This is a genomic window from Clostridium sp. AM27-31LB (genome assembly GCF_003480745.1).
Taxonomy (GTDB): Bacteria; Bacillota; Clostridia; order Lachnospirales; family Lachnospiraceae; genus Butyribacter; species Butyribacter intestini.
This window is the reverse complement of record NZ_QUJS01000003.1, coordinates 112,484-133,844: the sequence shown is the minus strand read 5'-3', so window position 1 is coordinate 133,844 and position 21,361 is coordinate 112,484. Positions and strand designations below refer to the sequence as shown.

General features: G+C 37.3%; 17 protein-coding genes. All 17 read right to left on the bottom strand.

Translation table 11 applies throughout. The features are described 5' to 3' along the window. Positions 1-67: 67 nt before the first annotated feature. The 17 genes from DW721_RS06230 to pfkA all read right to left on the bottom strand — a co-directional run bounded on the left by DW721_RS06230 (position 68) and on the right by pfkA (position 21,302). Complete coding sequence (locus DW721_RS06230) at positions 68-892, bottom strand: flagellin (RefSeq protein ID WP_022015205.1); 825 nt, start codon at positions 890-892, stop codon at positions 68-70. Between the two features lie 221 nt (positions 893-1,113). Next, a complete protein-coding gene (gene flgN, locus DW721_RS06225) occupies positions 1,114-1,608 on the bottom strand; it encodes a flagellar export chaperone FlgN (RefSeq protein WP_022015204.1) in 495 nt (164 codons plus the stop codon). 137 nt (positions 1,609-1,745) lie between these two features. Beyond that, positions 1,746-2,141 (bottom strand): flagellar export chaperone FliS, encoded by a 396-nt coding sequence (gene fliS, locus DW721_RS06220; RefSeq protein WP_022015203.1) that lies wholly within the window; start codon positions 2,139-2,141, stop codon positions 1,746-1,748. 194 nt (positions 2,142-2,335) lie between these two features. Then, entirely contained in the window at positions 2,336-4,438 is a 2,103-nt protein-coding gene (fliD, locus tag DW721_RS06215) for a flagellar filament capping protein FliD (protein ID WP_055945846.1), read from the bottom strand. A 55-nt stretch (positions 4,439-4,493) separates the two neighbouring features. Further along, positions 4,494-4,922 carry a flagellar protein FlaG gene (locus DW721_RS06210; RefSeq protein ID WP_055945843.1) on the bottom strand — a complete coding sequence of 143 codons (429 nt, stop codon included), beginning with the start codon at positions 4,920-4,922 and terminating at the stop codon, positions 4,494-4,496. Positions 4,923-5,263: 341 nt separating this feature from the next. Further along, a complete protein-coding gene (gene csrA / locus DW721_RS06205; RefSeq protein WP_022015200.1) occupies positions 5,264-5,494 on the bottom strand; it encodes a carbon storage regulator CsrA in 231 nt (76 codons plus the stop codon). 14 nt (positions 5,495-5,508) lie between these two features. Beyond that, a complete protein-coding gene (locus tag DW721_RS06200; protein ID WP_055945840.1) occupies positions 5,509-5,955 on the bottom strand; it encodes a flagellar assembly protein FliW in 447 nt (148 codons plus the stop codon). 419 nt (positions 5,956-6,374) lie between these two features. After that, positions 6,375-7,931, bottom strand: coding sequence for a flagellin (locus tag DW721_RS06195; RefSeq protein ID WP_022015198.1), 1,557 nt, complete (start codon positions 7,929-7,931; stop codon positions 6,375-6,377). A gap of 115 nt (positions 7,932-8,046) precedes the next feature. After that, positions 8,047-10,221: a flagellar hook-associated protein FlgK gene (flgK, locus tag DW721_RS06190; RefSeq protein WP_055945837.1), complete on the bottom strand. Its 2,175-nt coding sequence runs from the start codon at positions 10,219-10,221 to the stop codon at positions 8,047-8,049. A gap of 103 nt (positions 10,222-10,324) precedes the next feature. After that, entirely contained in the window at positions 10,325-12,310 is a 1,986-nt protein-coding gene (gene flgK, locus DW721_RS06185; protein ID WP_118745183.1) for a flagellar hook-associated protein FlgK, read from the bottom strand. Between the two features lie 198 nt (positions 12,311-12,508). Further along, positions 12,509-13,021, bottom strand: a complete 513-nt coding sequence (locus DW721_RS06180) for a flagellar protein FlgN (RefSeq protein WP_172794185.1) — start codon at positions 13,019-13,021, stop codon at positions 12,509-12,511. Positions 13,022-13,071: 50 nt separating this feature from the next. After that, on the bottom strand, positions 13,072-13,350 hold the full coding sequence (gene flgM / locus DW721_RS06175) for a flagellar biosynthesis anti-sigma factor FlgM (protein ID WP_022015194.1): 279 nt from the start codon (positions 13,348-13,350) through the stop codon (positions 13,072-13,074). A 275-nt stretch (positions 13,351-13,625) separates the two neighbouring features. Then, a complete protein-coding gene (locus tag DW721_RS06170) occupies positions 13,626-14,894 on the bottom strand; it encodes a diaminopimelate decarboxylase (protein ID WP_118499411.1) in 1,269 nt (422 codons plus the stop codon). A gap of 107 nt (positions 14,895-15,001) precedes the next feature. Next, positions 15,002-17,254 (bottom strand): DNA topoisomerase (ATP-hydrolyzing), encoded by a 2,253-nt coding sequence (locus DW721_RS06165; RefSeq protein WP_118745182.1) that lies wholly within the window; start codon positions 17,252-17,254, stop codon positions 15,002-15,004. 225 nt (positions 17,255-17,479) lie between these two features. Continuing rightward, a complete protein-coding gene (locus DW721_RS06160) occupies positions 17,480-19,411 on the bottom strand; it encodes a DNA gyrase subunit B (RefSeq protein ID WP_118745181.1) in 1,932 nt (643 codons plus the stop codon). A gap of 501 nt (positions 19,412-19,912) precedes the next feature. Beyond that, a complete protein-coding gene (locus DW721_RS06155) occupies positions 19,913-20,230 on the bottom strand; it encodes a hypothetical protein (RefSeq protein ID WP_118745180.1) in 318 nt (105 codons plus the stop codon). A 94-nt stretch (positions 20,231-20,324) separates the two neighbouring features. Then, complete coding sequence (gene pfkA / locus DW721_RS06150; RefSeq protein WP_022015189.1) at positions 20,325-21,302, bottom strand: 6-phosphofructokinase; 978 nt, start codon at positions 21,300-21,302, stop codon at positions 20,325-20,327. Positions 21,303-21,361: the final 59 nt, after the last annotated feature.

Here is a 21,361-nt window from a genome sequence, read left to right as displayed (position 1 = left end):
ATATGAAAACACAACACCCTGTCTGCTCTCTTACGCATATAAGTATGCTTAACAAAACATCCTTTAATTACTGGAGTAATGAAAGAACACCCTGTGTAGCCTGGTTTGCATGAGAAAGCATTGACTGACCAGCCTGCTGAAGAATACTCATGCTTGAGTAAGATACCATCTCTGATGCGATGTTTACATCACGGATCTTGCTCTCTGAAGACTGGAGATTCTCAGCCATGTTATCAGCATTTGCGATTGTATGATCAAGTCTGTTTGAAATAGCACCAAGATCAGATCTTGCTGTTGATACCTTCGTGATAGCATCATCAATTGTTGTGAGCTGAGTACCGATATCTGCTCCCTTAGCTTTTCTAATAGCAGATGCAATTCCTGAAACGCCAAGAGCCTTAGCTGACATTGTATTGATGCTGAATGAGATAACCTGTCCATCATTTGCACCAACCTGAAGCTGTTTGCTCTGGAATGATCCGTTAAGAAGGTTCATCTTGTTGAACTGTGTCTGAGTAGCAATTCTTGTGATTTCTGACTGAAGCTGTTTCATCTCTGTCTGAATCTTTGCACGATCTTCTGATAAATATGTATCGTTCTTTGCCTGAACTGTAAGTTCTCTCATTCTCTGAAGAACTGAGTGAATCTCGTTCATAGCACCTTCTGCTGTCTGGATAAGTGACTGTCCATCCTGAGCGTTTGTAGATGCCTGCTTAAGACCTCTGATCTGTCCACGCATTTTTTCTGAAATAGAAAGTCCTGCTGCATCATCTGATGCACGGTTGATTCTATAACCTGAAGAAAGCTTCTCTGTGCTTCTTGCAAGGTTTGTGTTTGTGATACCTAACTGTCTGTTAGCATTTAACGCTGTCATATTATGCTGTACTATCATAATGTTTTCCTCCTTGAATTTGCAATGGCTTCCATGCCATTGAGATAATAATTAATAGTTTGCTTTTTCTATCTGTCCGTACACATATAGTTAAAAGCCTATGTTTACCGGAACTAAAATTCTGATAAACCTATAAGTATTAACTTACTCAATATATATATCGGTTGATTGATACATGACTTTAGTACTTTTTGAAATTTTTTTAGTTTTTCCCCAAAAAATCATTTCTTCTGGTCAAGAAAATGCGACTGCCATTCTCTATGCTGATTTGACATATTCTGATAATATGATGTTGCTACTCTGTTTGACTGTTTGAAATCATTTATTGCATGCCGTTTATTTCTTATAAATGTATTGAACTTTGTCTTGTTCTGCTGTTCAAGACTTTCAAGCTGTACTCCTATATCTGTGATACTTCTTATAAGATTCTGCATCTTAAGAATTTCCGATTTATATTCTTCTTTGTTTTCTGAAAGGAACCTGCCCACTTTTGCATAAACAGTGTCAAAGCCTTTGTCAAGCTCCTGCATCTGCCCGATAAGCTTCTCTTTTTTTTCTACTGCTGTATCGAAACCATATACATCAAATTTGTCAATGTCTTTCTCGCTTAATATCATATTCTGCTCTTTTGTCACTAAAAGAAGCTTTTTCAGTACATCAAGCTTCTTTTCTAATGAGTCAGACAGTATCGTTATATACACTCTTTTATTTTCCATATTAGTCACCATTCCGCAAATGTTTTAGATTTAAAAATCTATAAGCCACATTTCAGATTAAGCTCTGTGATAAATCATAATCTTAAACATCTGTGGCACAAAATAATCATACAAAATGTATAATAAAATCACTTATACTACGCTTTACCTTCATTATTAAGACGAACCACTTCTTTCCATGTATCACGCATAGTATGTATATGTGTAAGTGTATCTTTAATAATCTCTACATCTTTCGTCATATTTCCTTCTACAAGTCGTCTGTAAATATAATCATATACCTTTTCAAACTCACCTGCTACCGGATATTTAAAGTCAAGTCCCATTCTAAGTTCCATTATGCAATCCTGTGCTTTTTTTAGATTTTTATTTATCTCTTCAAAATTGTTTGGATCATTTTCCATAAGTTCTATACTCGTATCCGTAAATCTCACTGCCGCATCATAAAGCATACTTGTTAGTTTTGCCGGCGACGCTGTCTTTATTGCATTAAGCTTATATGCCTGTGCTGCATTTCTCTTATTTGGTGTCATTTTTCTTCTCCATTTCTTTTATAATATTTTCACTTATTATTTAATTTATAATATCATATTTTTATTATGTTTACAATTCTAACTATAGCGACGAATAAAAAATATCCGTCGCTATAATCTAATATAAGTTTCACAACAAATTACTATAAAATTGTTTTATATAATATATGCATTAAATACAGTCACTAAAATTTTTAGCTTCCCAGATAACTTGACAATGTATTCTGCTGGCTTTGTATCTTTGCAAGTGCAGTTTCCATTGCACTAAACTGTGAATAATATTTTTCTTCCATATCACTAAGTTTGGACTCCCAATCTGAAATTTCTTTTTTATAGTCAGAAAGCTGTGAAGCCATTTCCTTATCATTATAAAATGTAAGTGCACTACTTAATGTCGTCGTTCCCATCTTTTTATTTAAGCTGTCATAAAGATTTGATGCAAGCCCTGATAATACTTCTTTTACTGTATCCGGATCTTCCTCAAGCATCTGCATAAGTGTATTTGTTGAATCTGCAAACTCATCATCATCCTCATCGCCTTTTATATGAAGAAGTCCGCCCTCATTATAATTCTTTGAAGAAGTCGTAATACCAAGGTTAGCAAGCGAATATGTCTTACCGTTTGATGCAGTCACTGTCCCCATCATATCTGTCTTCAATGTCGAAATAAGGCTATTAAGGGTACTATCTCTGCGGAGAAGTGAATCTTTAATCTTTGTATTCCACTTATCTACTTCGTCGTCAGACATAGCTTTTTTCTGGTCATCAGTAAGTACCTCATAACTGCTTGCTGATGCTGCACCATAATATGTATTCATTGTCTTAAGAATACTGTTGTATTCTGTAATGAACTCTTTGATAGTATCATAAACGGCTGATGTATCATTGCTCACGGTTACATTGACTGTTTCACCTGCTGCTGTCGTTCCAAGAAGATCGAGTGTTACTCCTGCTACTTCAATGCTTGTATTATTGCTTTTAAGTGTTGCTCCATTGTAAACGATCTCTGTATCGGATGCTTCGGTTACAACCATTCCAAGAGAATTTGATGATTCAGATACAGCCGAGCCATCAACATTTTGAAGTCCTAAAGCTGCTAATGCGCTATTTGTTGATGTGATTCCCTTAGATGCAACCTTATTGTATGCTGTCACCGCATTGTTTACTGCCTCTTTTGCAACATTATCTCTTTCTGTTTTTGACTCAAATGTGTACTGTGATGCATCATCTAAGCCAGCATCTGACACATTCTGAGCTGTGATTCCACTTTCTACAAGCGTTGTTATTGCGGCTTTGCTCTCATCTGTTGCCATCTGTTTATCAATGTCTGCTTTTTTCTTTTCATCTTTTTCTTTTTGAATGGCAGTTGCTTTATCCTCATCTGTAAGTGTACCATTAGCATTATACTTATCTTCTATTGCCTTTGCATCTTCATCGGACAATGTATAATTCTTTTCGAGCTTCGATCTGTAAAAAGCTGTTGCCTTACTGTTTGCTTCCGCATCTGCTGAACTTTTTGCTAATGTCTGCAATGTAGTTATATCATCACTTGATATTTCTTTATTTGATGCTATCGCTCCATACACAATAGAATTATATGTCTTTTTCTGATCTGATGTAAGATTTGTTAAACCTACAGCATCGTTAAGATTATTTACAATCGTCTGTCCATCACTTGAATAACCATTTGCAGACAACTTAAATGAATTTTCTTCTCCACTGTCTTTTGAACTAAGGAAAAATCTCTGCTGTTTCTCATCAAATGTAGCATTTAATCCTGCGTTGCTGCAAAAATCTACAAAATCTTTTATAGTTGTGCTGTCATTTACTTCTAAAGCTGATGATTTGTCTCCCACTTCTAATTTAAGTACAGTACCTGATGACATTCCAAGTTCACTTAACTTTGTAGATGATGTTGCTGTTTTGGCTGTTTTTCCATCTGTATCTTTATAATCCAGTTTTCCACTTGTCACATACTGTGCAGATGCTATTTTATTTATTGCGACCTTATATGACCCTGCTGCCGCTTTTGTTGATGCCGTTGCCGTAAGCTTTGTAGAGTCACTCACTGACGCTTTTTTTGTTGAATAATTTGAGCTATATTTCATCTTTGAAAGCGAGTCTTTATAAAATCCATAGATTTTGGTATTAAGACCTTTCCAAATCTCCTGCTTCCACTCAAGCTTCTGCTTTTTATTTTCAACTTTTGTCTGTTTTGTACGCTGTGCTGACATTAGCTGATTTACTATAGACTCTGTATCAAGTCCTGATGTAAGTCCTGTCATTCTTATTGGCATAATAACCCTCCTATTCTAAGCAGGTACACCAAACAATTACCTGATAATGTACCTGTTATCTCTTTTCATCTACTATGATACCTGCAATCTCCCATATCTTTTTGATTGCTTCAAGTGTTTCCTCAGGTGGAACTTCACGGATAACTTTGTCTGTATCCTTGTCAATGATCTTGATAGATATACGCTGAGTTTCTTCATCTATATGATATTTCAACTGAGTATTAGACATTTTTATCTTTGAGTTAGTCTCAGATATAGTGCTGTCTATTGTACTCTTAGCTACCTTTCGATTTTCATTTGCCTGATTTTGCACTTCGCTCTGATTGTTTGAATCGCTATTGCTTTCACTTGGTGTCGCTGCTGCTTTCTGTGTATCATTGACAACTTTAACAGAATTTCCTGAAGTATCTGATACAGGCGGTACATAAGATGATGCTGCTCCTGAGTTTGCTGCTCCTACTGACTTTATTGATTCTATTTCCATAATATTGTCACCTCCGTGTGATTTTCATGTTTGTGTGCTGCTTATCCGAAATTGCAAAAAATCCATTTATATTACATTCCCGAATTTTTATGATTATCCCCGTACAATAAAAATTAAATCTTTAATATAATTACTGATTACTAATTTTTTTGTACCGATACCATTGACATATACTGTAACATTTTTTGTTTCTTTTTGTCTTTTCAATCTGATCTAATCTGATTTGCCATAAATGCAAAAAAACTTACAGCAAATATGAGTTTTTTGCTCTGCTTATTAAACCCAAATCAAAAATGTCATAAACTTCTTTATCCTTTATATCGGCAATTCCACGCCTTATTTTAGGCTTTGCCGGAAAATAACTTATTTAATACTTCTACATCTATTTCACCCTCTGATGCTTTTTTATTTTCATCCTGTATCTGCATATAAATTTCTTTCCTATATATAGGTACGGATTTTGGTGCATTTATTCCTATCTTCACCTGGTCGCCTTTTATTTCAAGCAATGTTATCTCTATGTCGCTGCCTATCATTATCGACTGGTTTATTTTTCTTGCTAATGCTAACATACTACCCTCCATTCCTATTCTTTACTAATATCTTCTATAATCTTATGCTTTATCTTATAGCCACCTTTTTCAAGTATTACCTGGATAGCTTTTCCATTTGCTGCATTTACTATGACCGGTGCTTTCATGTTTACTGATGCATCTTTTACATTCTTTGGTATAGTGGCAAACACAAGAAGAACTATATCTTCATCTTTAAGTTCACCCAGTGGTTCAAGAAGTGCATCTTCAACTACAGGATTATAGTCTTTTATGACATTTAGCGGATTTACAACCGGAAAAGCGAGCGACTTTTCCGTCACACACTGAAGCCATGAGAAAAACGGCTTTTTCTCTGCTTCACTGTCGTATAAAAGAGTGAAGTCCTTATATTCCTCAAATCCCATAATTCCATTTTCAAAGTGAATTATCTTATCATTATCTATTTCTATCTCACCGAAATATTTTGTATCTATTTTCATACAAACCTCCGTTCTGAATTTAATGTGCTCTCGGAATCTCCCGAACGAAGAATTTCGAGATGGATTTTTGATGTACAATAACATTTTCGCAATACATACAAAGTATGTATGCGTACACGGTGTGTACGACGAGAAAATGGAAACAGTATATCGGAAATCCAGCCGAAATGACTCGTTTTGAGAAGATGCCAAAAGCACATATTTAGAATACCTATTTAGAATACCGGAAGTAATGAACCTCTATTCATCACCTCCGGCATCCTTTCCATCTGTTCTAATAAAATAATTTTCGTTTATTTATTATTTATTTTCAATCCAGATTATTCTGAATTTTTAAATATAATCATCAGGTATATCTATATGGCATCATAAAATTTTAAATATAATTAACATTGCCATTTACATATCATCCTAAAATTCTAAATATAATTAAGAAGTGAATTTCCAAGTATCTTAGCCGTTGCTGAGAGTGATGCCTGATAAAGATTGTCCGCCTGTGTAAGATTTATATACACATCCGTAAGACTTACATCTTCATTTTCTGAAAGCTTATCTTCTGCATCTGTCTGTTCATCGAGAAGCTTATTGTATGTGAGCTGTGCTCTATTGTATTTTGCACCGAGTTCAGATGTTGCAACACTTACTTTCTGACCTGCTTCATCTACCATCGTAAGACCCATACCAAAAGCTTCCGTCATTACTTTTCCACGGAGGTCTTTTTCTGTTTCGAGTGATGTCTTAAGACTTTCTAATGTTGCAAGTTTGTCTTTGTCTGTAGTGTTTGATATCATCTTTTCCACTTCATCAAGTTTTGTTTCTACTTCATCGACATATTTTACCGTCTTGGCTATATAGTCTACCATTCTGTAAATATCCGTGCTTATCGCATCCTTTGCCTGCGTATTTACTGTTATGTTCTGACTATAGTTTATCTCATACTGGATTTCCTGATTACTTGGATCTGCATATTTTGTTGTCTTATTGTTGACTGAATCATATGCTGTACATTCAAAATACATTTCCGGTCTGATGTCACCTTTTTCAAAATCATTTTTTACATATGTTACACTGAAATCAGCCTGCTTTGTCTGTATATCCGCATATTTTGTCTTGCCTACGAGCACCTCTCCTGTATCGTAGAGATAAACCATCTCATCATCGCCTACATCATATGCGTTTGTATCTGTTGATGCACGAGTTATAATATTTCCGGATGCTGCCGGTGTTCCTTTATATCCTGCTGCTGCATAAACCTCTGTCTGTGTCTTTCCCGCCGCATCTTTATATGTAAATGAAATTGCTATGCCTGTACCGTTTGAACCTGTTTGATTAAATGCATCTTTTGAGCAATTATCGTAAGAAAGTCTTAACTGATATACATTATTTGTCTTTGCTGTCGCATCTGTATATGTCTGACCGTCCGTTACTGTATCACTGTAATTTGCACCACCTGTTACTACCGTGATGCTGTCAAATGAAGCATATGAAAAATCTTCTTTTATCTGATATGAAAGCTTGTCAGTATTTTCCTCAAATAAAAGTGATGTGTCAGTACGGTACCCGGTAAATACATATCTTCCTGAATAGTCCGTGTTTGCTTCATCCTCAAAGATTGACTTTACATACTGCTGTAAAGTTTTCAATACTGATTTTCTGTCATCTGCCTTGAGATAATCATTTGCACCCTGGTTGAAATATGATTTCATACTGTCAAACTTCTTTGATATATTTTCCAGCGCAGTCTCTGTTGTGTCCATCCAGCTCATGGAATCCTGAACATTCTTCTCAGCATACTGTGTAAGCTGTGAATATGTTGTACGAAGTTTCAGAGAACGAACGGCAACTGTCGGATCATCAGAAGGTCTCTGTATCTTTTTCTGTGTTGTGTACTGATCTGAATATTTTAAAAGACTATTCTTCGCATTTGTAATATGTGCCGAAGCACTATTTGAAATCATAGAATTTGTAACTCTCATGTTATTCCCCCTTGTTTTATCACCTATAATATCGGCTGACATTTTTACACTGAACTGCTAAATTTATACTTTTAAACATTTCTCGATTTGACACCAAACCGTCAGGTTTGGTGTTTTATACTCCAGTCTGATTTATCAGCTTGTCGAGCACCTCATTCATAACTGAAATAACCCTGTACTGTGCATTTAACAGGTTCTGCGTGATAACAAGGTTTTGTGCTTCTTCATCTTCGTCTACACCCATCACAGAAAGTCTTCTGTTTTCAATGGATTTCTGTATATTTTCTGAGTTCGTTGCTGCTGCGACAACTTTACTAGAATCTACACCTATCGTTGCAGTCATTATCTGAAGGAATGCCGTCGGTGTTCCCTGCTTAAATATATTCTGATCGTTTTGCAATGCAACAAGTCTGTCAAGGTTTCCTGATTCTGATAAACCGGTTTTTTCCTGCGGATATTTAGCTGCTGCCATAAGTCTTCCGTCTTTTACAACATTCTTGTTTGCCTGAAAGCGTGCCGCCGTAATTCCATAATATGATGAATGAACATCTCCGTTTGCATCCTCTGTTGAAGACGAGCTGAATGAGAATATGTTTTTTGCATCATCCGGTATAAATATTGTCTCTGTATCATCACCGTCTTTATTGACAAGTGTGTATATTTTTCCTTTTATGCCGTTTTTGCTTACAACTTCTTCTGAATCCTTTTTTATCGTATATTCATTATTTTTAAGGTAATCTATAAGTGTTGCATCATTTTTATCTGCCCCTGCTGTTATTTTCGTCGGGTCTGCAGAGTCATCTATATTTCCTGAGAACGAAAATACTTTGCTTCCATTGAGATAGTAATAACCATCTTTTGTGTTTCTGATAAGTTCAATCATATCCATCTGCTTGTTTGTCTTGCTGTCAAGTCCTACAAACAAATCTACACCATGGTCATTGTTCATATCATATCCTGCATTTTGAAGCTGATTTACATTCGCCGAAAATGTTCTTATAAACTCATTGAGCTGTGACATATAATAAGGTATTCCTCTGAAATCTACCGAATCGCCTATTGATGCCGAATCACCTTTTTTATAAGCTTTTTCTATGTTAGTAGTTGATGTTGCATCAAGATTTTCTGACAATGTAAATGTGTATGTGTATGTTCCATCCAATGCCACTGATACTTCAAATGAATCATATTTATAATCTATGCCTCCTATCGTAAGGCAGGCATTGGACTCCGGTATGCTGAGTTTTGCAAGATCGCAGTTGTTAGCTCCCGTTATCGACTCTGCTGATAATGTGATGGTCGATTTTCCTTTTGCATCCTTGCCTACGCAAGTTCCGTTGCCATTGTCAGTAAGCTTTGCATTAAAGTTTTCACCATTGTTTCCATCTCTTATCTCAAATAATGCCTGAAGTTTTCCTCCAAGTATCGTACTTCTTATATTAAATGTCTGACCGTCACTCCATTTAAGTCCGTAGAGTCCCTGAATATCACACTGATTGTCTTTTGTCGCAGATGTTTCAACAGATATTGTTTTATATGAATATGTGTCTACAAGGATATTACCTCCGAGTGCTACTATGTACTGATGAAGTCCGCTTCCTGTCTCAGGAACTTTTTCCGTGACTTCTACATCGGCAAGTGCCGAAAGTTCATCAAGTATCCTCGCTCTCTGGTCGCGCAGATCGTTTGCCTGTCCTCCGTACACTTCAAGCGAATTTATCTGCTTTGTAAGTGAAGCTAACTGCTCTGCATATGCGTTTATCTGCTTAACCGTAGAACTTATCTCAGTATTTATGTCATTCTGAAGTGTCTGAAGATTCATTGACATTTTCCTTGCATACTCTCCAAGTGAATCGGCATAACCTGCTGCCTCTGCCCTCTTTGTTGTATCCGTGGAATCAGTCGTCATATTTATAAGTGATTTAAAGAATGAATCAAGCGATGTTGAAAGTCCCCCACTCTTGTCATCCTTTACATATAAATAATCTTCTATGCTGCTCATATAATATTTTGCCGCATCATAATATCCAAATGTTGTTGTACTTTTTCTGTACTTATAGTCATAATAAGAATCTCTTGTATTTGCTATCTCAGTAACCTCAACACCGGTACCCTGCATTCCAAATGATGTTCTGAGCGACAATGCATTTTTTGCCTGCTGGTTTACCACCTGCTTTGAATATCCTTTTGTCTTAGTATTGGATATGTTGTGTGCTGTTGTATTTAACACGGCATTGTATGTGTTCATTCCGGATACAGCTATGTTTAATCCAAAAAATGTTGATGCCATATATTTTCCTCCCCTGAATTTATATGTACTCCCGGCAACTTCTAAAGGAAAAATCCTGAGATGGATTCGTTCTTAGAAGATACTGACAGTACATTTATATGTTTTATCCGAGTCTTTCAAGCAGATGTTCAAGCATCTGATTTACTACATTTATATATCTCGACGCTGCGTTGTATGCGTGCTGGTATGTCAAAAGGCTTGCAAGTTCTTCGTCCGTTGATACACCGGCTATCTGCTGACGCTTTTCCTCATCCTGTTGTACTTCTTTTTCCTGATTATCTACTATCGTCTGCCATACACTTCCTCTTGTACCAAAGTTTCCTATCATTTCATTGTAATATTCATCAAATGTATATGAAGTTTTGGTATTGGGGTCAAGCACTGCAAAATCTGACTTCCATGCCGTGAGAATTTTCTGATATATATCCTGTGCATATGCACCTGAATCTCCTCCTGTTGAATTTTCCTTTACCGGCAAAAGCGAATAATCAGCAAGTATGTCAGGATTTATCTGAAGATTTGTGATAGTGTACATTGTTGTCTTGTCAGTGTAACCGTCTTTATCATCATGATAATTATATGTATATTTGCCGTCTGTCTTGTCTTGTTCTATTGATACATTTTCTTCATTGTAAACATATAATGTATATGTTCCATCGCCATTGTCTTTTGCAAGTCCCAGCGGATTTCCGTCTGAATCTACACAGCTGTCGGAATAAACCTGATGGTCAAGAGTTATCTTTGTATATCTTGACATACCTGTTCTGACAAACAGCTCTGTTCCGATAGTTTCATCATCATCTGCTCCTACCGGACTGTTCGTGACATCAAGCAGCTTATATTTTTTGGATGTATCGAGCTTAAATGTTATATCATTGCCGTTTGCATCTTTTGTTGTACCCTCAACTGCACTTTTTATCGTAATCCTGTCATCATCATTTTTATCCTTTAGATTTGGGCAGAACACATCATTTAACATTGTTACAACTCCATTTATAAGAAGGTCAAACTGTGCTTCTGCCTGTGTAAGTATTGAATTTCCTATAGTGTTGTTGTAAAGCTCAACCTTGTCTTTATATTTGCCATAATCTGTATCATATAATGTCTGATTGAACGAACCATCCGCATTCAGATACTTTTTATCATTTGGATTGGGCTGCTGTGGAACATCACTGTAAACTGCATTTTTATTTCCTCTTGCCGTAAGTATTCCGTAAAGTGTACCTGTATCTGTCTTTTTAGCTGTCGAATACGCTTCATCCTGCTTGTAGACATCTCCGAAACCATTACTTTCCCATACAACATTATAAAGACCTGTCTGTGTGGCACTTTCCGTTTTCATATGAAATGCCTTTGTCTCTATAACCAGTGGTGCATTGTTTATATATATCTGAACTTTGCCATCTATATCTTCGTTGTAGGTATAGTATGTATATTTTGCAAGTTCATCCATGAGAAGATTTCGCTGATCACGGTAATCATTGGCATTTTCAACACCGGATGCCTCCTTTTCAGCTATCGTCTTATTTAATGCTGCTATCTTGTCTGCTATATCATTTACTTCTTTTACCTGTTTCGCCACTTCCGTATTCAATCCGCTTTGATACTTTGTAATGGCTGTATAAGCATTTTTTGCTGTTTCTATAAATGATTCGCACTGTGCTATAAAAAGCTGTCTGTTTACTACACTTTCAGGTTTTGTTGACAGGTTCTGAATAGCTTCCCACATACTTTCCATAGAGTTTCTAAACTCTACACCCTCATTTTCACCGAAGATGTCCTCTACTTCCTGCTCACATTCAACCTGTTTTTCATAGAATGTCTGTCTGCTGACCTGCAATCTGTACTCTTTATCAAGAAACATATCTCTTATCTGACGCACATCTGCGACATATGTTCCCATTCCTATCTTCATAGCACCATTATTTGATACTTTGAAAGTCTGATAATACATATCCTTCTGGATTGTCTGCTGCCTCGTATATCCTGCTGTCTTTGTATTGGCAAGATTGTGTGCTGTCGTGTTAAGACCCGATGATGCAGCATTTAATCCGGAAACCCCGTTTTGTAAACTTGCGAATAAGCTCATCTTTTTCCTCCATACTCTTTAATCCACTCCCGGTATCTTCTGAACGAAGAATTTTGAGAGCACCTTTTATAGTTTAAATTAAAAAAAGAATGTACACCGTATAATCATAATCTTATCAGATGCTTATAGCTATACGCTGTACACTCCTAATGCATAGTTTTTAAAACCATGCATCTTTAAAAATATACTCCGTAAGAACTACTGTTTTGCATCAAATCCGCCTCTGCTTGAATCTGTGTAGCTTGTAGCGGCATTGCGATTATAATTGTTATTTCCCGGCGACATCCTTGTGCTTTTAATATAGTTCATATTGAACTCTATCATTTCTAGGGAATTTTCTATAAGTTCTTTATTTTTCTGATTGGCAATCACCAGCCTGTTCATAACCTGTCTCAGCGAGTCATGAAGCATATTGAGCTTTTTACGCTCATCCGGCTGCTTACATAATATATTGCCAAGTGTGGCAAGATCCAATTCCTTTGAATCCTTATTTAAAACAACGCTTATATTCTGAATGACTTTTTCCCTTTTCCTGTCAACAATACTTACTTTGTCAACAAGTAACTGTTCTTTGTCAGTAATCTTTTTGAGCTCTTTTAAATCCTCTTTTATAAGCACCTGCGTTTTTTTCTCCGATATTGGTGCAAGCTCTTCATAAATATCTCTCTCCTCTGATAAAACCTCAAGGAGTTCATCCATTAAACTAGCCAAATCTTTTTCCTCTTTTTTCATACCGGGGCATCCATTGCCAACGGCTTACTCTAAAAAATCGAATCGAAGTATTTACCTATCATCTTGTCTGCAATTTCTGCCGCTGATACATTGTAAACACCACTCGTAACAGCTTCTTTAAGTTCAGCAACTTTGTCCTCCCTGATATCGGAAGAAGTTTTTACTGCTGCCTTTGCTGTCTGGTAATCCTTTGCTGACTGCGATATTTCAAATTTGTCTGATGTATCGTTTTCTTTGTTCTTTAATACTTTTTTAGGTTTGCTCGTCTGGTATAACTGACTTACCTGATTTAATGCATCTATCCTCATATTATCACCACCTAATCAAAACTTGTGATTTTAAGATTCCACAACATATTATCTGTATTTTCAACACAGATAATATGCGTAAATTTCATTTTCATACTATTTATCGACCTTAAGTAAAAAAAACTTTACCTGTATTCAGATATAATTCAAAAAGACACCGCCAAATTTTACCGGTGTCTTTTTTTCTTTTTATGCAATTTGAACAAATCCGCAACAGTTTAATAATTGTCAATACTTAAGTCCGCATATTGTATCGCATAACATTTTCTTATTTTTTAATATTTAACATCTTTGAGTATGTCGCAGAAATCAAATGTCGCAAAGTAATCCTTTGGTGTCTCAGCACGTCTTATCATCTGAACACTTCCGTCCTCTTTAAGGAGAAGTTCTGCTGATTTTAATTTACCGTTGTAGTTGTAGCCCATCGCAAATCCGTGTGCTCCTGCATCATGTATAAAGAGATAATCTCCCATGTCAATCTTTGGAAGCATACGGTCAATGGCAAATTTATCATTGTTTTCACAGAGTGAACCTGTTACATCGTATTTGTGGTCGCATGGCTCATTTTCTTTGCCGAGTACCGTGATGTGGTGATATGCACCGTACATTGCAGGACGCATAAGGTTTACCGCACAGGCATCAACTCCAATATACTCTTTGTATATATGTTTTTCATGAATTGCTTTTGTTACGAGTCCGCCATATGGTGCGAGCATGAAACGCCCAAGCTCTGTAAATATTGCCACATCTCCCATGCCTGCCGGTACCATTATCTCATCAAATTTCTTGTGTACACCCTCACCGATAATTGCTATATCGTTTGGCTCTTTATCCTCTGTATAAGGGATTCCAACACCACCTGAGAGGTTGATGAACTTAATCTCAACTCCTGTCTTTTCTTTAAGCTCTACAGCGAGTTCAAAGAGGATTCCTGCAAGTGTAGGATAGTAATCATTGCTTACTGTGTTGCTGGCAAGGAATGAATGTATTCCGAAATATTTTGCTCCCATTGATTTAAGTCTCTTGAAAGCTTCTATCATCTGCTCTTTTGTCATGCCATACTTGGCATCTCCAGGGTTGTCCATTATGTCTGTTCCCATCTTAAACACTCCGCCTGGATTGTAACGACAGCAGATAGTCTCAGGGATTCCTGCAACTTCGTCAAGAAAATCTATATGTGTAATATCATCAAGGTTTATATATGCACCGAGTTCTTTTGCTTTTTTGTACTCAGCTGCCGGTGTAACATTTGATGAAAACATTATATCGTCATTCTTAAAGCCGCAAGCCTCTGACATCATAAGCTCCGTGAGTGATGAACAATCAACACCGCATCCCTCTTCCTGGAGAAGTTTTAAGATAAATGGGTTTGGAGTTGCCTTTACCGCAAAATACTCACGATAACCTTTGTTCCATGAGAATGCCTTTTTAAGTCTGCGTGCATTTTCTCTGATGCCCTTTTCATCGTAGATGTGAAAAGGTGTAGGGTATGTTTTTGCTATTTCTTCAATCTGTTCTTTTGTTACAAATGGTGTCTTTTTCATGTTGTGTCGTCCTTTCTTAAAGCCGGTCTTTTGCTTTGTTAGTAAATATACCACTTCTTATGGTATCAAAAATCAATTTAGGTTTCAATACCCTAACCGGAGAAATTTTATTCCCTTATCTTCGACCTCAATGCCTTGTCATTCCTTTTTCGTACTTTTATCTTCTTTGCCGAAAATTTCTTTCCGTCATGCTCAATCGTCTCAGTTTCTTTTGAGATAACCTCCGCATACCACGCATAATCATCTGCTGCCATCGTTATTCCCTTTACTCCCTTGCTGGCTTTCTTCAGTTCATTTACCTGTGAGAGCGGAAATCTCAGCGATGCTTCTTTGTGGGTTATTATGACTACACTGCTGTCTTCTGAGATGGATTCTTCATCACTTAGCGGTCTGACTGCTATAAGTTCGTCTCCATCATCGAGCTTTGTTGCATTTATAGTTGAGCGTATCGTTTCAAACTCTATTCCAGATACAAGTTTTACAAGTCCGTTTTTTGTAGCAAATAAAAGCTGTGAGTTAAACAGGTCTTCAAATGCTATATATATAAGCACTTCATCATTTCCAAGTTTGCATAAAGACTGGATAAGCACACCCTTATCCCTGTTTCTTCCTTTTGGTACCGCTGACATTTTTATCTGGTGCATAAATCCGTTTTTCGTGAATACACAGAGTTTGTCAGTGTTTCTTATCTGTAGCTTGTGCGTATATTCGTTTAATGATTCAGCCGATATTCTCGAATAACTTGACTCGTCCACCGATTTGCAATAACCAAATCTGTCGATAAGTACATAGAGGTCTTCTTCTTTTACTTCCTCAACATATTTTCCTGCGTCCATATTTGTGAGTATTGTGCGTCTTCCTCTGCCAAACTGCTTTTTATAATTTTTAAGCCTTTTCTTTATTACTTTGTGCAATTCAGCTATATTTCCAAGTATGTTGTTGTATTCTTCTATATTTGAAAGAAGCTGATCGTTTTCCTGATGAAGCTTTAAAAGTTCAAGTCCGATAAGTTTACTTAAAGGCATCGCAAGTATCGCATCTGCCTGATTTTTTGTAAAATCAAGTTTTGCTGCTGCCTTTTCTGATTTCTGAGACTTGAATTTTATATCGGTCGTAACTCCGTTTATAAGACAGTTTTTCGCCTGTTTTACGGAATTGCTTCCACGAAGTATCTCTATGATAAGGTCTATCACATCTGTTGCTTTTATAAGACCTGCCACTATCTCAAGTCTTGCTTTTGCTTTTTCTAAAAGATGCTCGTACTCTTTTGTGTAAAGTTCTTCCTGAAATTCCACAAATTCCTGTACAAGTCCTTTTAATGTAAATGTTATAGGCTGCTTATCTTTTACGGCAAGCATATTTACGCCGTATGTGTCTTCAAGTGCTGTTTTCTGGTAAAGTCCGTTTAAGAGGTTTTCTGCATTTCTGTCTTTTTTAACTTCTACTACTATCCTTATTCCCTCTTTTGATGACTCGTCACGCACATCGTATATCTCATCAAACACCTTATCTTTTGAAAGTGACACAAGATTTTCAAGAAGTTTTGTCTTGTTTCCTGCGACGGTGTACGGTATCTCGGTTACAACTATATTTTTTCTTCCATTTGTACCGTTTTCTATCTCGGCTTTTGCACGAAGTTTTATCTTTCCCTCGCCCGTGTCATATATATCAAACAAATCATCCGTGTTTGTTATCGCCGCACCTGTCGGAAAATCAGGTCCTTTTATGTATTTCATAAGTCCTTTTGTTGAAATCTCCGGATTATCCATATATGCGATAACTCCGTCTATAACTTCGCCCGGATTGTGCGGCGGCATATTGGTTGCCATTCCGACTGCAATTCCCGTTGTTCCGTTTATGAGGAGATTTGGCAGGGTTGCCGGAAGAACGAGAGGCTCTTTTTCACTCTCATCAAAGTTTGGTCCAAACGGCACAAGACCTTTATCGAGATTTTCAAGCATCGTCATCGCAGTCTTTGACAGTCTTGCCTCAGTGTATCGCATAGCTGCCGCACCGTCACCGTCTATCGAACCGAAATTTCCGTGTCCGTCAACAAGCGGCAGTGAAAGCGAATACTCCTCCGTCATATGCACAAGTGCATCATAGATGGAGCTGTCACCGTGAGGATGATACTTACCCATCGTATCACCGACAATACGTGCACTCTTTCTGTGGGGCTTGTCAGGTGCAAGGCCTAGCTCATCCATAGCATAAAGAATCCTTCTCTGAACAGGTTTCAAACCGTCCCTGACATCAGGAAGTGCTCTCGCTATGATAACACTCATCGCATAATCTCTATATGAATTTCTCATCTCCTCAGAGAAATCAAGCTGAATAATTGGTTGTTCCTTTGTTTTCATTTTATTCTCCGTCCTTTTAAATTTATATACCTTTGCAAAACTATCAGAATTTGTAAATAAATTGTGCAGATATAACAAATAATGTTAGCCGGCATTTTGTCGCCGCCAGTACTTAGTCAGCGTTTTATGCTGAGTTATGTACTGCTGCGAGCGACATCATAGCGAAAGCGTGCCGGCGTTATTATTTGTTATCATCGCACAATCTGCATATAATTTTGCAAATACCTATATATCCAGATTTGCATACTGTGCTTCTTCCATTATAAACTGCCGTCTCGGCGGCACATTACTGCTCATAAGCGTCGTCGTCGCATCGTCCGCATCCACGCTGTCACTTATCGTTATCTGTGCGAGCAGTCTGCTCTCAGGATCAAGTGTCGTTTCCCAGAGCTGTGACGCGTCCATCTCACCAAGTCCTTTGTAACGCTGTATGCTTACTATCTTATTATTTTTATTTTTTCTAAACTTTTCAAGTTCAAAGTCATTAAATACATATTCAGAATTTTTCTTCTTTGTCTTTTTGTCAAGTGCCTCATAATCAACCTTGTAAAGTGGTGGAAGACCTCTGTATATTTTTCCTGAATAGATAAGTTCAGGCATAAAACGGTAGAAAAATGTGAGCAGCAATGTGCTTATATGTGCTCCGTCAACATCGGCATCAGTGAGTATTATTATCTTGTCATATCTGAGTTTATTTATATCAAATTCATCACCTATACCACAACCGAATGCTGCTATCATTGATTTTATCTCATTATTTAACAATATTTTTTCAAGTGATGCTTTTTCTACATTTAATATTTTTCCTCTGAGCGGAAGAACCGCCTGTGTTTTTCTATTTCTCGCCGTTTTCACCGTACCGCCGGCTGAATCTCCCTCGACTATGTAAACCTCACATTCCTCCGGATTTTTGGAAGTACACGCAGCAAGTTTACTCTTTGTGTCCACATCGTTTAACTGCTTTAATACGGTATTTCTTGCCTTGTCGCTCGCTTTTCTCGCATTGTAACTTTTTACGGAGTTGTCGAGTATCGCCTGAAGTACATTTATGTTTTTATCGAGATAACGCTGTATCTCTGTCGTCACGACCTCGTCCACCGCCGTTTTTGCGTCAGTATTTCCAAGTTTTGTCTTTGTCTGCCCCTCAAACTGCGGGTCAGGATGCTTTATTGAAATGATTGCCACAAGTCCGTTTCTTATGTCTTTTCCATCGAAATTTTCATCTTTATCCTTGAGCACTCCAAGCTCCCTCGCATACTGGTTCATAACTCTTGTAAGTGCCATCTTAAATCCTGTCACAAGCGTACCGCCGTCTACTACATTTATCCTGTTGCAATATGGATTTATCTGCTCAGAAAAGTTTGTAGTATATTGAAGAGCCACTTCGACCTCTATATCCCCGCTTGTCCCCTCAAAATAAATCGGCTCTTTATGGAGCACATGAGCATCCCTGTTTATATATGAAACAAAGCTTTTTATGCCATGTTCTTCGAGATATATTTTCTCCTCGCCGTCATTTTCATTTTTAAATACAAGTTTGAGATTTTTGTTAAGATATGCTATCTCTTTAAGTTTTTTCTTTATGACTTCCGCCTTAAAATGTATAGTCTCAAAAATCTCAGCATCAGGATAAAATGTTACTTTTGTTCCCGTCGCTGATTTTGCACATTTACCGATCGGCTCTAAGGCACCATTCTTAAGTTCCGTAACAGGATGGCCGCCGTCTTTATATTCATCTCTGTAAACAAGTCCGCCTCTTTTCACCTCAACTATCATATGTGTTGAAAGGGCATTTACTACTGACGAGCCAACACCGTGAAGCCCACCTGACACCTTGTAGGCTGAGTTTCCAAATTTGCCGCCCGCATGAAGTATCGTATATACCACACGCACCGTCGATACTTTTTTTGTCGGATGTATATCTACCGGAACTCCTCTGCCGTTATCTTCTATGCTGATTCCTCCGTCTTTTTTCATCGTTATATGTATCTCATTACAAAATCCCGCAAGATGTTCGTCTATACTGTTGTCTAATATTTCCCATATAAGATGGTGAAGCCCCCTCGAACCGGTAGAACCTATATACATACCCGGTCTTTTTCTGACTGCTTCAAGTCCTTCAAGTATCACTATCTCTTTTCCTGTATAGTCGCTCATTACGCCCTCCATTTTAATAAATATCTACTCCCGGTATCTTCCGAGAGTAGATTAAATCACAGGTAATTACAAGACTGTTTGTTATAAGAGTCTCGCAACTCCCTATTAATAAATCACTATCTGCCGTCTGTCTGTTGTTCTTAATTTTCACATAACAAAACTGTATATATCAGAACAAAATAAATATCAGCAGCAAACTGACACGAACAAACATTTGCATATTATAACAGAAAATCTTAAAAAATGCAAAAAAAATCTGTGCAGCCCGATATAAAACATAACAGTTCAGCCTTTCATTTCTTACATTCATAAACCTGCCAGCGAGCTGTCAGTCGCTGCTTTGCAGCTTAAGTTTACTTCATTTCATAAATGAAAGGCTATTCCGCCCCAAAAAACAAGTCAATAATACATTGAGCAAGCTCATGTATTATTGACTTATCTTTTTTGGGCTGAACTGTTACATAAAACCACACAGATTTTTAATTTTAATCAGTGAACAACTTAGTCCTCTGCTTTTTCTTCTTCTGAATCTTCTTTCTCCGAAGCTTCTTCACCTTCCATATCAAGTGTCACATATTCTCTGTCACCTGATTCGTCATCATCTGATGTCTCGTTTTCTTCATCTGATTCTTCGTCATCATCTGAAGCATCGTCATAGTCATCGTCGAAATCTTCATCAAATTCCTCGTCAAACTCATCGAAATCTTCATCTCTGTTTAAAAGATCGATTCCGCAGAATTTCTTAAGGCAATAAACAACTCCGCAGGCTGCACCTGCAACTGCCGCCACTCCCGCAACAAATTTTAAAAATTTCTTCATATAAAACCTCCTTAAATGTTTACGAAACTATGATTATCCGTAATTATATCGTGCAATTAACACAACATGTAATCAGTCTCGTAATTACCTTTTTCTATCTTGTTGTAAGTTTATGTGTAATATGGAACAAGTATGGATCAAGGTCTTTTGACATTGAAAGTGCTTCCTGGATATCAAAGTCTACAAACTCTCCTTCTTTGTATCCTACAACTCTGTTGCTCTTACCTTCACATAAAAGCTCAACTGCCATTGTACCCATAGCTGATGCAAATACTCTGTCCTTACATGTAGGATTACCGCCACGCTGAATGTGACCAAGTATTGTAGCTCTTGTTTCTACACCTGTGGCAACCTCGATTATCTTTGCCATCTCTGCTGAGTTTCCTACTCCCTCTGCATTTACAATAATATGGTTTTTCTTACCGAGTTTTCTTCTATCCTGTATCTTTGTAATAATCCTCTGAATATCACCATGATATTTCTCTGTAGTAAGTATATATTCTGCACCGCTTGCTATACCTGTCCAAAGTGCTATATGACCTGCCGTGCGTCCCATAACCTCTACAACACTGCATCGTTCATGTGACTCGGATGTATCCCTTAATTTGTCGATGGCTTCCATAGCTGTGTTTATCGCCGTATCAAATCCGATAGTGTACTCGGTACAGGCAATATCAAGGTCAATGGTTCCCGGAACTCCGATAGTGTTTATACCCTGCTCTGAGAGTCTGCTCGCTCCGTTGAACGAACCGTCACCACCGATAACAACTATACCGTCAATACCATGCTTGCGGCAGATATCCGCTGCCTTTTTCTGATATTCTTTCTTTTTAAATTCAAGACACCTTGCAGTATAAAGAATAGTACCACCTGTCTGGATAATGTCAGATACAGAAAGATTGTTCATGTCTATGATATCTTCCTCTAAAAGACCTGCATATCCTCTCCTGATTCCTTTTACTTTTAATCCGTTTGAAATTCCGGTGCGGACAACTGCCCTTATCGCAGCATTCATTCCTGGTGCATCACCACCACTTGTCAGTACACCAATAGTCTTAACAGCATTACTCATAATGTCCTCCTTAAGTATCGTCAAATAAAAACGTTAGTATAAATTTTCCGAAACAATAA

What these genes read in the sequence shown, in the direction of transcription:
- DW721_RS06230 (WP_022015205.1), bottom strand. Translation starts at nt 892, where the DNA reads ATGATAGTACAGCATAATATGACAGCGTTAAATGCTAACAGACAGTTA.
- flgN (WP_022015204.1), bottom strand. Translation starts at nt 1,608, where the DNA reads ATGGAAAATAAAAGAGTGTATATAACGATACTGTCTGACTCATTAGAA.
- fliS (WP_022015203.1), bottom strand. Translation starts at nt 2,141, where the DNA reads ATGACACCAAATAAGAGAAATGCAGCACAGGCATATAAGCTTAATGCA.
- fliD (WP_055945846.1), bottom strand. Translation starts at nt 4,438, where the DNA reads ATGCCAATAAGAATGACAGGACTTACATCAGGACTTGATACAGAGTCT.
- DW721_RS06210 (WP_055945843.1), bottom strand. Translation starts at nt 4,922, where the DNA reads ATGGAAATAGAATCAATAAAGTCAGTAGGAGCAGCAAACTCAGGAGCA.
- csrA (WP_022015200.1), bottom strand. Translation starts at nt 5,494, where the DNA reads ATGTTAGCATTAGCAAGAAAAATAAACCAGTCGATAATGATAGGCAGC.
- DW721_RS06200 (WP_055945840.1), bottom strand. Translation starts at nt 5,955, where the DNA reads ATGAAAATAGATACAAAATATTTCGGTGAGATAGAAATAGATAATGAT.
- DW721_RS06195 (WP_022015198.1), bottom strand. Translation starts at nt 7,931, where the DNA reads ATGAGAGTTACAAATTCTATGATTTCAAATAGTGCTTCGGCACATATT.
- flgK (WP_055945837.1), bottom strand. Translation starts at nt 10,221, where the DNA reads ATGGCATCAACATTTTTTGGATTAAACATAGCTGTATCCGGAATGAAC.
- flgK (WP_118745183.1), bottom strand. Translation starts at nt 12,310, where the DNA reads ATGAGCTTATTCGCAAGTTTACAAAACGGGGTTTCCGGATTAAATGCT.
- flgM (WP_022015194.1), bottom strand. Translation starts at nt 13,350, where the DNA reads ATGAGGATAGATGCATTAAATCAGGTAAGTCAGTTATACCAGACGAGC.
- DW721_RS06170 (WP_118499411.1), bottom strand. Translation starts at nt 14,894, where the DNA reads ATGAAAAAGACACCATTTGTAACAAAAGAACAGATTGAAGAAATAGCA.
- DW721_RS06165 (WP_118745182.1), bottom strand. Translation starts at nt 17,254, where the DNA reads ATGAAAACAAAGGAACAACCAATTATTCAGCTTGATTTCTCTGAGGAG.
- DW721_RS06160 (WP_118745181.1), bottom strand. Translation starts at nt 19,411, where the DNA reads ATGAGCGACTATACAGGAAAAGAGATAGTGATACTTGAAGGACTTGAA.
- DW721_RS06155 (WP_118745180.1), bottom strand. Translation starts at nt 20,230, where the DNA reads ATGAAGAAATTTTTAAAATTTGTTGCGGGAGTGGCGGCAGTTGCAGGT.
- pfkA (WP_022015189.1), bottom strand. Translation starts at nt 21,302, where the DNA reads ATGAGTAATGCTGTTAAGACTATTGGTGTACTGACAAGTGGTGGTGAT.